Below are 13,066 nucleotides of genomic sequence, written 5' to 3'. Positions count from 1 at the left end.
TCTGCCAAGACAGGTGTTTTTAGCGTTTGATTTTTCTTCCAGCTTACCTCTTATGACTTACAGCTCCCCGGAAGGGCGCCGTTAGAGCGTCAGCGGCTTGGCGTCGACATGTTCGGGCTCGAACGTCTTGCCATCGAGGCGCGGATTGTCGGGGTCGTTCTTGATGAGCGTCTGCAAAGCGGTGCGTGCCCGCTCGGGCATGTTGAGCCCCATGTAGCCCTCGACGATTACTGCCAGGGCGTCGCGCGTGGCGGGTGTCTGCGGGTAATGCTCAAGTACCCATTTGCCGCGATTGATCGCCGCCAGGTAGGCGCCCTTGCGAAGATAGAAGTCGGCGACTTGCAGTTCGTGACGCGAGAGCACGTTGCGCAGATAGACGATGCGCTGACGCGCGTCGGCCGCGTAGGGGCTTTCCGGGAAGCGACGCACCAACTCGCCGAAGTCGACATTGGCGTCACGGGTGGCGCCAAGGTCACGCTTGGAGATATCGATCAGCTCGAGCCCTTCGAGGCTGAAACGCCCGGATTGGTAAGCCGCGAGACCGCGCATGTAATACGCGTAATCGACCTGCTCGTGATCGGGGTGCAAACGAATGAAGCGGCTGGCGGCGGCGCGCGCTTGCTCCCAGTCCTCGGTCTGATAGTACGCGTAGATCAGCTCCAACTGGGCCTGCTCGGCGTAACGACCGAAAGGAAAACGGGTATCCAGCGCCTCGAGGCGTGTCACGGCGGTGCTGTAACGCCCGGCATCCAGTGACTCTTGAGCTTGCTGGTAAAGATCCTGCTCTTGTATATCCGGGGCCGGCTCGTTGCTCGCGCAACCGGCAAGCAGCGCGCCACTAAGCAGCAACGCACCGAACGTGCCAAGTGAAGGGAATCGCATCGTCATCCTCGTTCAACCAATACGGGGCGGCCGTGCTAGAATCCGCCAGTTCGGAGTCACTATAAAGCAAACGCCCCCGGTGGCGAAATGGAACCGAGCATTGCCATGGCAGATACCGTGCAGCGAGAAGAACGCGTCCCCGAAACGATGGCTGGCCAGCGCCTGGACCAAGCCGCCTCGACGCTGTTCGCGGACTTCTCCCGCGAGCGCCTCAAGGCGTGGATCAAGTCGGGGGCGCTGACCTGCGACGGCGCGTCCGCGCGCCCCAAGGATAAGTTGCACGGCGGCGAGCAACTGACACTCGAGGCCACCCTCGAGGAAGACACGCGCTTCGCGCCGCAGGCCATGGCGCTTGATATCGTTTATGAAGACGATGACGTCATGGTGATCGATAAGCCGGCGGGGCTGGTCGTGCATCCCGCTGCAGGCAACCCTGACGGCACGCTGCTCAATGCGTTGCTATACCATGCGCCTGGCCAGATGCAACTGCCACGGGCGGGCATCGTGCACCGACTCGACAAGGACACGACCGGTTTGATGGTGGTGGCCAAGACGTTATCGGCGCATGCCTCATTGGTTGAGCAGTTACAGGCGCGTACGGTGTCGCGCGAATACGATGCCGTGGTGACCGGCAGGATGACCGCGGGTGGCAGTGTCGATGAGCCGATTGGGCGGCATCCCAAGGATCGCAAGCGCCAGGCCGTCACGCCCTCGGGTAAGCCGGCGGTGACACACTACCGCGTGGTGGAGCGCTTTCCTTCCCATACGCATGTCCGCTGTCGGCTCGAAACCGGGCGTACCCACCAGATCCGCGTGCATATGGCCCATCGGCGCTTTCCGCTGATTGGCGACCCGACCTATGCCGGGCGCCTCAAGATGCCTGCGGGGGCCAGTGAGGCATTGAAGGACGTGCTGCGGCACTTTCCGCGTCAGGCCTTGCATGCTCGCAAGCTGGCCTTCGTGCATCCCGGTACCGGTGAGGCGGTGGAGTTTCGCGCGGCGTTACCGGACGATATGCTGATGTTGCTGGATTTTCTGCGCGACGCAGCCGACACGCACGCTAAGTGAGTCCCACATGAACGAACGCCCCACCTTGATTCTGCCCGATTGGCCGGCGCCGAGCACGGTCGGCGCCTTCGTCACTACGCGTGAGAGCGGCCCCAGTCAGGGCGCCTTCGCGTCTTTCAATACGGCGCATCATGTAGGTGACGAGCCCGCGTCGGTTGACCGCTGCCGCCGCCTGTTGAGTGCCGAGCTCGACGACGCCCGCCCTTTGTTATGGCTGAACCAGGTGCATGGTGCCGCCGTCCAGCAGGACTACCGTGCAGCGTTTGCCGAGCAGCCGCCGCAAGCGGACGCCTCGGTGGCTTTCGACACGGGATACGCCTGTGCCGTGCTGACCGCCGATTGTCTGCCGGTGTTCTTCTGCGATCGCCAGGGCACGCGCGTGGGCGTGGCACACGCCGGCTGGAGGAGCTTGGCGGGTGGCGTACTGGAGGCCAGCGTGGCGGCCTTGGGGCTGCCACCGGACGAGCTCATGGCGTGGCTGGGGCCGGCGATTTCCAAGGCGCAGTTCGAAGTCGGCCCTGAAGTGTTCGAAACCTTCGTGGCCGTGCAGCCTGAGGCGGAAAGCGCCTTTGAGCCAAGCCCCTATCGCCTTGGGCACTATATGGCGGATATCTATCGCCTGGCACGGTTGCGTCTCGAGCGGCTGGGTATCGGCCATATCGGCGGCGGTCACTTCTGCACCGCCTGCGAGCCGCGTTTTTATTCCCACCGTCGCGACGACGGCCACACCGGCCGCATGGCCAGTGTGATCTGGTTGCGCTGAACGGCGCTTCGCGTCTGATCCCGGCGTTATCGAGCGTCGGAACGATTTTTGCACGCCCTGCCTTGAAACGCCTCGAGCATACCTCCATTGATGATGTCAACATAAGATAATCGTGCGGCACGCCGATGGCGTGTCGCGATGAAGGAGGGGTTCGATGCGTATCGATCGCATGACCAGTAAATTGCAGAATGCCCTGGGCGAGGCGCAGTCCCTGGCGGTAGGGCGCAGTCATAACCAACTCGATCCCGGCCATGTGCTGATGGCGCTCGTCGAGGCGCAGGAAAACGGCATCAAGGGCCTGGTGCAGAAGGCCGGTGGCGATGTTTCGCGCCTGCGTAACGGGCTTTCCGAGTATCTCGATGCCTTGCCGCGCGTCGGTCAGTTCGACGGCAACGTGCAGCTTTCCTCGGCGTTGTCGCAGTTGTTCAATCTCGCCGACCGCGAGGCCCAGCAGCGTGGCGATCAGTATATCGCCAGCGAGTTAGTGGTACTGGCGGCGCTGGAAATGAAAAACACCATCAGCAAGGTTCTCCAGCAGGCCGGTCTCGACGTGCAGTCCGTACGTAGCGCCATCGATAGCCTGCGCGGCGGTAACAAGGTGGATGACGCCTCGGCCGAGGAAAGCCGCGAGGCGCTGGACAAGTACACCATGGATCTGACCCAGCGTGCCGTGGATGGCAAGCTCGATCCGGTGATCGGCCGTGACGACGAGATTCGTCGCACCATCCAGGTGCTGCAACGGCGTACCAAGAATAATCCCGTGTTGATTGGCGATCCTGGCGTGGGCAAGACCGCCATCGTCGAGGGCCTGGCAAGCCGCATCGTCAATGGCGAGGTGCCGGAGGGGTTGAAGGACAAGCGCGTGCTGTCATTGGACATGGGCTCGTTGCTGGCCGGCGCCAAGTATCGCGGCGAGTTCGAGGAACGCCTCAAGGCCGTGCTCGGAGAGCTGGCCAAGGAAGAAGGCCGCGTCATCCTGTTCGTCGACGAGTTGCACACCATGGTCGGCGCCGGCAAGGCCGAGGGTGCGATGGACGCTGGCAACATGCTCAAGCCGGCACTGGCGCGCGGCGAATTGCATTGCGTCGGGGCGACCACGTTGGACGAGTATCGTCAGCACATCGAGAAGGACGCGGCACTCGAGCGGCGCTTCCAGAAGGTGCTGGTGGATGAGCCCAACGAGGAAGATACCGTGGCGATCCTGCGTGGCCTCAAGGAGCGCTATGAGGTGCATCACGGCGTCGATATCACCGACGGCGCGATCATTGCTGCGGCCAAATTGTCGACGCGCTATATCACTGATCGGAAACTGCCCGACAAGGCCATCGACCTGATCGACGAGGCGGCGTCTCGGATCCGTATGGAATTGGATTCGATGCCCGAGGAAATGGATCGTCTTGACCGTCGGCTGATACAGCTCAAGATGGAGCGCGAGGCACTCAAGAAAGAAACTGACGAAGCGACCCGCAAGCGTCTCGACTCGCTTGAAGCTCAGATCGACGAACTGAGCCGTGAATATGCCGATCTCGAAGAGGTCTGGAAGGCCGAGAAGGCCAGCATCCAGGGCGCGGCGCAGTTCAAGGCGGAACTCGAACAGGCGCGCATCGACCTCGAGGCGGCACGCCGCCAGGGCGATTTGGGGCGTATGTCCGAGTTGCAGTATGGGGTGATTCCCCGGCTCGAGCAGCAGATCGCCGAGGCCAGCGAGCATGAGGCGGATACCGCCAAGCACCAGCTGTTGCGTTCCAACGTCACCGAGGAGGAGATCGCCGAAGTGGTCTCGCGCTGGACCGGCATTCCGGTGTCCAAGATGCTCGAGGGCGAGCGCGATAAGCTGCTGCGCATGGAAGAGGCGCTGCACGAACGCGTCATCGGTCAGGACGAGGCGGTGACTGCAGTGGCCAACGCCGTGCGCCGTTCGCGCGCGGGGCTCGCCGACCCACATCGCCCCAACGGATCGTTTCTGTTCCTGGGGCCTACAGGGGTCGGCAAGACCGAATTGTGCAAGTCGCTAGCCAACTTCCTCTTCGATACCGAGGAAGCCATGGTGCGCATCGACATGTCCGAGTTCATGGAGAAGCATTCCGTGGCGCGGCTGATCGGCGCGCCGCCGGGCTACGTCGGCTACGAAGAAGGCGGGTATCTGACCGAGGCGGTACGTCGCAAGCCGTATTCCGTGCTGCTGCTCGACGAGGTCGAAAAAGCGCATCCGGATGTCTTCAACATCCTGCTGCAGGTGCTAGAGGATGGCCGGCTGACCGATGGTCAGGGGCGCACGGTGGACTTCCGTAATACGGTGATCGTGATGACCTCCAACATGGGCTCGGACATCATTCAGCGCATGGGCGGCGATGACGCCGATTACGCAGTGATGCGCGATGCCGTGATGGGGGTAGTGGGCGATCATTTCCGCCCGGAACTGATCAACCGCATCGACGAAGTGGTGGTATTCCACGCCTTGGGGCAGGAGCAGATCCAATCCATCGCGGCCATCCAGCTCGAACGTCTCCAGGCGCGCCTGGTCGAGCGCGAAATTCGTCTCGAGATCAGCGACGACGCCCTGGCGCAGCTGGCGGTGGTAGGCTTCGATCCAGTGTTCGGCGCACGACCGCTCAAACGCGCCATCCAGAGCCGGATCGAGAACCCGCTGGCGCAGGAGCTGCTCGCCGGGCGTTTCGCGGCGGGCGACACCATCCGCGTCACCACAGAAGACGGTCACCTCGTCTTCGCCAAGTAACGCGAACGGCCCGCCGTGCCGGGCCGTTCGACGCTCTCGACACACGGGCGCGTCCTGACCGTGTTCCCACCCGCGACGTGCTGCGTCGCGGGTTTTTTATGACTGCCTCCTGGGTCAGCGCTTTCGGGCCCGCTTACTTCTGCGGGGAGAGCTTGCGCTGCAGCTTTTCCAGGGGCACGCCTTTCGTCTCCGGCATCAGGAAAGCGACGAAGAGCACCTGGAGGACCATCATGACGCCAAAGAAGGCGAATACCGGCCCGCCGTTGAATGCGCCCAGCACCCAGGGAGTGACCAGTGTGATCGCGGCGGCGAAGAACCAGTGCGTAAAGCTGCCCAGCGACTGACCGCGGGCGCGCTCGCGATTGGGGAATATCTCGGAAATGAAGACCCAGATCACCGTGCCCTGGCTGATGCCGTGAGCGGCGACGAAGAGGCATAGCTGAAGGGGAATCAGCGCGCCGCCGAGATTATCGGTAAAGAACGCGTACGAGATGCTCGACAGCGAAATGATGTAGCCCACCGAGCCGATATACATCAGCTTGCGGCGGCCGAAACGATCGATCAACGCCATGCCGATCATGGTGAAGATCACCATGACCAAGCCGATGCCCGCGGTGGAGAGCAAGGAAGCGCTGGCGCCGAGCTGGGCCGACTCGAGAATACGCGGCGCGTAGTAGAGCACGAAGTTGATACCGGTGAACTGATTGAAGAAGGCGATCAAGAAGGCCAGTGTGATCGGCAACCGGTAGCGGCGAGAGAAAAAGCGCGAGTGGACCTTGTTGTCCTCGCGGTCGGCGGCTTGAATCTCCTCGATCTGCGTATCGATATCACGCTTGGAATCGATCTGGCGTAGTACCTCAGCAGCGCCACGGGTGTCTTGGCGATTGAGAATCAGCCAGCGTGGGCTCTCGGGCACTTTGAACAGTGCCAGTGTATAGACAAGTGCCGGCACGGCTTCGATGCCGACCATCCAGCGCCAGGCATCAGCGCCGAGCAAGCTGCCGAGGATCGCGTTCGAAACGTAGGCCATGAAGATGCCGAACACCACATTGAATTGATAGAGCGCTACCAGGTTGCCGCGTCGTTCGGCGGGTGCGATCTCGGAGATATAGGCCGGCGCGGCGACCGATGACATGCCCACGCCGAACCCACCGATCAGGCGGAAGAAGGAAAACCAGAACGGGTCGGAGGCGAGTGCAGAGCCCACGGCCGACACGAAATAGAGAACGCCGATCGCGAACAGTGTCTTGCGCCGTCCCAGGCGATCGGTGGGCCAATTGCCGAAGATCGCGCCGAGCACCGTCCCCCATAGCGCCATCGACATGATGAGCAGGCCGTGCTGGAGATCGCTGAGGCCCCAGAGTTCTTGCACGGGTCTGTCCGCGCCGGAAATCACGGCGGTGTCGAAGCCAAAGAGGAAGCCCGCCATGGCAACGAATACGGACCATTTCAGGATGGGCGACATGAGCGACTCCTTTGCGTGTGGCTGAATCCATTCACTAACCCTGTAATCTTAACCAAGATTACCGCAGCGATGCCTTAATAATGCCGTCGGCAAGCATCCAACTTTAGTGGATGACGGGTGCGTCAATGGGGATTGCGAAGCGCCGCTGGCTGCGTGTGGGCGGTGGAGGTTGACAGCTCGGGAGTGCTGATGGAATCTAGGTGGTTCCTGATTGCGGGCGCAGCCATTGACGGGCGATCCCCGGTCGCTGCGTGAAGGGTAGGTTGAAAATGCCTCTACCCGCCTGTCGAAGGAGATCAAGGGTATGGGCCAAACGCCTGTTCCCGCCAACCCCGACACGGCGATCTGCCGTGCCAGGAACCGCTCGGACCAGCCGGTCTTTGTGGTTTCTATGAGTGCGGGTCCCCACCCCGGGCCCAGAGCCAGGATTATGGCATCAGGTGCCGGCGCAGCCGGCAGCGGCGTACCGCCGCATCGACACTTCGCTGCCCGTCGTGTGGCAGTGAATGGCACTCGTTATCTCCAGGGGAGAACTATCAGTGGAATTGCTTTCTGGCGCCGATATGATCGCCCGCTTCCTGCAGGATGAGGGCGTCGAGCGTATCTACGGCTACCCCGGCGGCGCAGCGTTGCATATCTATGATGCGCTGTTCCGCCAGGATAAGGTCAAACACATCCTCGTTCGTCATGAACAAGCTGCCACCCACGCCGCCGATGGCTATGCCCGTGCCTCGGGCAAGCCGGGCACGGTGTTGGTCACTTCCGGCCCCGGTGCGACCAATGCCGTGACCGGCATCGCCACCGCCTACATGGATTCGATCCCGATGGTGGTGCTGTGTGGCCAGGTGGCCAGTCATCTGATCGGTGAAGATGCCTTTCAGGAAACCGACATCGTCGGCGTGACGCGCCCTATCGTGAAACACAGCTTCGCCATCAAGCACCCGTCGGAGATCCCCGAGGTGCTCAAGAAAGCTTACTATCTCGCCGCGACCGGTCGTCCCGGGCCGGTAGTCGTGGATATTCCCAAGGATATGACGGCGCCCACCGAGCGTTATGAGTACGTCTATCCGAAGAAGGTCAAGATCCGCTCCTATAACCCGGTCACGCGGGGCCATAGCGGCCAGATCAAGAAAGCCGTAGACATGATGCTCAAGGCGCGGCGGCCGGTGTTCTATACCGGCGGCGGTATCGTTACCAGTGGCGCGAGCGAAAACCTGACGGCGTTGGTGAAGCGCTTGGGCTTCCCCATTACCACCACGTTGATGGGTATCGGCTCCTATCCGCAGACCGATGCGCAGTCGCTGGGGTGGCTGGGCATGCACGGCAGCTATGAGTCCAACATGGCCATGCACCATGCGGACCTGATCATCGCCATCGGGGCGCGTTTCGACGACCGGGTGACCAATAACACCTCGAAGTTCTGCCCGACGGCCAAGATCGTGCATGTGGATATCGACCCCAGCTCGATCTCCAAGACGGTGCGCGCCGATGTGCCGATCGTGGGGCCTGCGGATAGCGTCATCAATGAGATGATCAGCCTGCTGCAAGGCCGGGAAATGGCTAATGCCGAGGCTTTGCCAGAATGGTGGACGACCATCGATGGTTGGCGCGCCGAACGCGAAGGCAAGCTCTACGAGGCTTCTCAGCCGGGCGAGCGACTCAAGCCGCAGGAAGTCATCGAGGCGGTGTATCACATCACGCGCGGCGAGGCCTTCGTGACCACTGATGTCGGCCAGCACCAGATGTTCGCGGCGCAGTACTACAAGTTCGACAAGCCCAATCGCTGGATCACCTCCGGGGGGCTGGGCACCATGGGCTTCGGTTTCCCGGCGGCGATGGGCATCAAGCAGAACTTCCCCGATGACGTCGTGGTGTGCTTCACCGGGGAGGGCAGCTTTCAGATGATGATGCAGGAATTGTCGACGTGTAAGCAGTTCGGCACCGGGGTGAAGATCATCAACCTCAACAACGGGACGCTGGGTATGGTGCGCCAGTGGCAGGACCTCAATTACAAGTCGCGCCATGCGCACTCGTACGTGGAGTCGCTGCCGGACTTTCAGAAGTTGATCGAGGCCTACGGTTTCACGGCGCTCAAGGTGGAACATCACGACGAGCTCGATGCGGCGCTGGAGCGCACGTTCGCCGACAATGACGAACTGGTGTTCCTCGATATCGACGTCGATCCCCGGGAACACGTCTATCCGATGCAGGTGCCCCTGGGCGCCATGCGAGACATGCTGCTTTCGAAGACGGAGCGGACCTGATGCGCCACATCATCTCGATCCTGCTGGAAAACGAACCCGGCGCCCTGTCCCGCGTGGTGGGGTTGTTCTCCCAGCGCAACTTCAACATCGAAACGCTCAACGTGGCGCCTACCGAGGACCCGAGCCTGTCGCGCCTGACCGTGACCACGGAGGGCGATGACCGCGTCATCGAGCAAATCACCAAGCATCTCAACAAGCTCATCGATGTGGTCAAGCTGGTCGATCTGACCGAGGGCAATCACATCGAGCGTGAGCTGATGCTGGTCAAGGTGAAGGCGCTGGGCGCGAGCCGCGACGAGGTCAAGCGCACGGTGGATATCTTCCGCGCGCAGATTGTCGACGTCACGCCGAGTGTCTACACGGTGCAGATCACCGGCGATGCCGGCAAGCTGGATGCCTTCGTCCAGGCCATGGCGCCGATCGGTATTCTCGAGGTGGCGCGTACCGGGGTATCGGGCATCTCGCGAGGTGACAAGATCCTCAGCCTCTGAGTCATGTGCTCGCATACCGTGCCACTCGCGTACCATTCCATTAAAGGCCGCTTACGAGCGGCCTTTTTTGCTTTAAGGGGGCAAGGTTAGCGGATCTGCGACCATAGGGCCTTGACCAGCGGATTGCGTAGCTTCTTCTCGGTGACGCAGAGCCCAACCTCGTAAGGCGTTAGTGCGGGTTCGACCTCGAGGGCCTGAATGCGCTCGGCCAATGGGCTGTTGTCGACCACGATCTGTGGCACCACGCCGACCCCGAAGCCCAGCCCGACCATGCTGACGATGGCTTCGTTGCCCGCGACCTGGGCATAGATGCGCGGCTTGATACCCAACTGGCGGAACCACGCATCCGTTCGTTCGCGGGCGAGGCCCGACTCCGAGAGGATCATGGGAATGCTGCCCCAACTGGCGGCGTCCGTCGTGGCGGTGAGGCCGGCCAGCCATTCCGGCATGGTGCGTGGTGCGATGAACAGCAGCGGCGACGTGGCGATTGGCTTGAAGGCTAGCTGTGCGGGCAGGGTTTCGGGGCGCGCGGTGATCGACATATCTTCTTCGCCGCTGAGAACGCGTGAAACCGCGCTGGCCGGGTCGCCGGTATGCAGCTTCAATTCAATGCGAGGATGGCGCTGGCGAAACTCGCTGAGCAGCTCGTAGAGAAAGCTGTAGCTAGCGGTCACCGAGCAGTAGATGCTGATTTCGCCGCACAGTTCGCGGCTTTCCGCCATCAGCGAGTGACGAAATACATCCCATTGTTCCAGAGCATCGCGTGCATAACGCTGGAAGAGGCGGCCTTCATGGGTCAGGCGGACACTGCGGTTGTCGCGCTCGAACAAGGTGACGCCGAGCTGTGTCTCGAGTTGGCGGATCGTGCGGCTCAGCGTCGAAGGACTGACGTGACACAACTCGCTGGAGCGGCCAAAGTGGAGCGTATCGGCCAAGCTGAGGAACTGCTGGTAGGGACGAGTATCCATGGCAATATCATTTCAATTTTCGGCATACGGTATTGCAAATATAGCGTTTTACGCAACGCTTGGGGCTGGCGTAAGGTGACATCAAAGCGTCGCGACAGACGACGCTCATGGCGGAAAGCCATCAACGCTGACACTTCATACGTTTCTTCTTCGATATCTGGAGTACGACATGCGCGTTTATTACGACAAAGATTGCGACCTCTCGCTGATCCAGGCGAAGAACGTCACCATCGTGGGTTATGGTTCCCAGGGCCACGCCCATGCGCATAACCTCAAGGAATCCGGCGTCGAGGTCACCGTGGCGCTGCGTCCTGGCTCCTCGTCCGTGGCCAAGGCTGAGTCGGCGGGCTTCAAGGTGGCCTCCGTGCCCGAGGCCTGCAAGACGGCCGACGTGGTGATGCTGCTGGCGCCCGACGAAAATCAGAAGGCGATCTACGAGCAGGATATCGCGCCTAACTTGAAAGAAGGCGCGACGCTGGCCTTCGCGCATGGTTTCAATATTCATTACAACCAGGTGACGCCGCGTCAGGATCTGGACGTCATCATGATCGCGCCGAAAGCGCCGGGTCACACGGTGCGCTCCGAGTTCGTGCGCGGTGCCGGCGTTCCCGACTTGATTGCCATCCAGCAGGATGCCACCGGCCAGGCCAAGGAGTTGGCGCTGTCCTACGCAGCCGGTATCGGCGGTGGTCGCAGCGGTATCATCGAAACATCCTTCAAGGATGAAACCGAGACCGATCTCTTCGGTGAGCAGGCGGTGCTGTGCGGCGGTGCCGTGGAACTGGTCAAGGCCGGCTTCGAGACGCTGACCGAGGCAGGTTACGCTCCCGAGATGGCTTACTTCGAGTGTCTGCACGAACTCAAGCTGATCGTCGACCTGATGTACGAAGGCGGTATCGCCAACATGAACTACTCCATCTCCAATAATGCGGAGTATGGCGAGTACGTCACCGGGCCCAAGGTCATCAACGAGCAGTCGCGGGAAGCGATGCGCCATGCCCTGAAGGATATCCAGACCGGCGAATACGCCAAGATGTTCATCAACGAAGGCAACACCAACTATCCGTCGATGCATGCGCGTCGCCGCCTGAATGCCGAGCACCCGGTCGAGCAGGTGGGTGCGAAGCTGCGTGGCATGATGCCTTGGATCGCGGCCAACCAACTGGTCGACAAGAGCAAGAACTAAGCGCTGTCGGCAAGTCGGTAGCGAGCGGGCGCGGCCAATTGGCCGCGCCCGTTTACGTTTTGGGTCGTCAAGGAGGCCGACTGTCGACTAGGCTTGCAGTGTGTAGAATGTCGGAATGGCCCATCAAGGGCCGTCCCATGGCAACGGATGACTTTTATGACGCAAGAATCGGGCACGCCAGAATCGCCCAAGAAAGCCGACACCGAGACTGTCTCGGAGGACAATGCGGCGTTTCAGGACGAAGACGAAATCATTGAGGAAACCATCGAGAACGGTAAGCGCGTGCGTCGACGAGGCATCTATTTGTTGCCCAACCTGTTCACGCTGTCGGCGCTGTTTTCTGGTTTCTTCTCTATTATCGCGGCGATGAACGGCAACTTCTCCGGGGCCGCTATCGCGATTTTCGTCTCCATGGTGCTCGATGGGCTAGACGGGCGCGTGGCACGGATGACTAACACGCAAAGCGCCTTCGGTGCCGAATTCGACAGCCTGGCCGACATGGTCTCGTTCGGGGTGGCACCGGCTTTGGTCGCGTTCTCTTGGATCCTGCAAGACGTCGGCAAGATCGGTTGGATCGCTGCTTTTATTTTTGCCTCCGGGGCGGCATTGCGTCTGGCTCGCTTCAATGTGCAAATCGGCAGTACCGACAAGAAGTGGTTCGTTGGCTTGCCGAGCCCTTCCGCCGCCGCGCTCGTCGCCGGCTGCGTATGGACGCTGCATAAGTTCGACGCCGATGCCTTGGGCTTCAAACTTTTCATCGCGTTCGTCGTCGCGGCGGCAGGGGTGCTGATGGTCAGCAACATCCGCTACCACAGCTTCAAGGAGGTCGATTTCAAGGGACCCGTTCCCTTCGTCGTGCTGCTGGCGATTGTGCTCGCGTTTGTGGTGATTTCACTCGAGCCCTCGCTCATGCTGTTGATCCTGTTCGGTTGCTATGTGGTGTCGGGGCCACTGCTCGCACTCATGCGCAAAATGCGCTGAGTTAGTTTCTTCAATACCCAGCGCCTGCCACGGTATGGCGCTGGATTATCCACACCCTCTTTTATGCGCTGCCCCGTTCAAGGTGTGGATAAGGCGAATGGCGGCGACATTTAGCGGCCGTCAATCGAGCGGGCACTATTTTCGCATCACCCCCTTGCGTTCAGCCTCTGTGGATCGTAAAGTACGCATCCGCTGCCGGCGACGGACCTCGTAGCCAGCGGTGGAGAGGTGGCGCAAGTGACTGACGTGCTTGAGAAATTC

The 13,066-nt window shown here is 61.2% G+C and carries 10 protein-coding genes; 7 read left to right on the top strand and 3 right to left on the bottom strand.

The features are described 5' to 3' along the window. Positions 1-81: 81 nt before the first annotated feature. Positions 82-882 (bottom strand): outer membrane protein assembly factor BamD, encoded by an 801-nt coding sequence (locus OP494_RS15045; RefSeq protein ID WP_280542027.1) that lies wholly within the window; start codon positions 880-882, stop codon positions 82-84. Positions 883-987: 105 nt separating this feature from the next. Between OP494_RS15045 and rluD the strand changes: the two genes are divergently transcribed. The 3 genes from rluD to clpB all read left to right on the top strand — a co-directional run bounded on the left by rluD (position 988) and on the right by clpB (position 5,450). After that, a complete protein-coding gene (rluD, locus tag OP494_RS15040) occupies positions 988-1,950 on the top strand; it encodes a 23S rRNA pseudouridine(1911/1915/1917) synthase RluD (RefSeq protein ID WP_280542024.1) in 963 nt (320 codons plus the stop codon). A gap of 7 nt (positions 1,951-1,957) precedes the next feature. After that, positions 1,958-2,713, top strand: coding sequence for a peptidoglycan editing factor PgeF (pgeF, locus tag OP494_RS15035; RefSeq protein ID WP_280542022.1), 756 nt, complete (start codon positions 1,958-1,960; stop codon positions 2,711-2,713). Between the two features lie 154 nt (positions 2,714-2,867). Next, positions 2,868-5,450, top strand: coding sequence for an ATP-dependent chaperone ClpB (gene clpB, locus OP494_RS15030; protein WP_280542020.1), 2,583 nt, complete (start codon positions 2,868-2,870; stop codon positions 5,448-5,450). 133 nt (positions 5,451-5,583) lie between these two features. On the opposite strand, the gene OP494_RS15025 is transcribed toward clpB, so the two are convergent. After that, positions 5,584-6,942: a sugar porter family MFS transporter gene (locus OP494_RS15025; protein ID WP_280542155.1), complete on the bottom strand. Its 1,359-nt coding sequence runs from the start codon at positions 6,940-6,942 to the stop codon at positions 5,584-5,586. A gap of 512 nt (positions 6,943-7,454) precedes the next feature. On the opposite strand from OP494_RS15025, the gene OP494_RS15020 reads away from it, so the two are divergent. Further along, positions 7,455-9,179, top strand: coding sequence for an acetolactate synthase 3 large subunit (locus OP494_RS15020; RefSeq protein ID WP_280542018.1), 1,725 nt, complete (start codon positions 7,455-7,457; stop codon positions 9,177-9,179). Further along, positions 9,179-9,670, top strand: coding sequence for an acetolactate synthase small subunit (ilvN, locus tag OP494_RS15015; RefSeq protein ID WP_075368568.1), 492 nt, complete (start codon positions 9,179-9,181; stop codon positions 9,668-9,670). Before OP494_RS15020 ends, ilvN begins: the two co-directional genes overlap by 1 nt. 86 nt (positions 9,671-9,756) lie before the next feature. On the opposite strand, the gene ilvY is transcribed toward ilvN, so the two are convergent. Continuing rightward, positions 9,757-10,638: an HTH-type transcriptional activator IlvY gene (gene ilvY / locus OP494_RS15010; RefSeq protein ID WP_280542015.1), complete on the bottom strand. Its 882-nt coding sequence runs from the start codon at positions 10,636-10,638 to the stop codon at positions 9,757-9,759. Positions 10,639-10,807: 169 nt separating this feature from the next. On the opposite strand from ilvY, the gene ilvC reads away from it, so the two are divergent. Together ilvC and pssA are read left to right on the top strand one after the other, a co-directional pair. Then, positions 10,808-11,824 (top strand): ketol-acid reductoisomerase, encoded by a 1,017-nt coding sequence (gene ilvC / locus OP494_RS15005; RefSeq protein ID WP_280542013.1) that lies wholly within the window; start codon positions 10,808-10,810, stop codon positions 11,822-11,824. Between the two features lie 156 nt (positions 11,825-11,980). Further along, a complete protein-coding gene (gene pssA / locus OP494_RS15000; protein WP_280542011.1) occupies positions 11,981-12,805 on the top strand; it encodes a CDP-diacylglycerol--serine O-phosphatidyltransferase in 825 nt (274 codons plus the stop codon). Positions 12,806-13,066 lie beyond the last annotated feature (261 nt).

Origin of the sequence: Chromohalobacter sp. 11-W (assembly GCF_029889905.1) — a bacterium.
Classification (GTDB): Bacteria; Pseudomonadota; Gammaproteobacteria; order Pseudomonadales; family Halomonadaceae; genus Chromohalobacter.
This window is presented reverse-complemented; position numbering and strand designations above follow the sequence as displayed.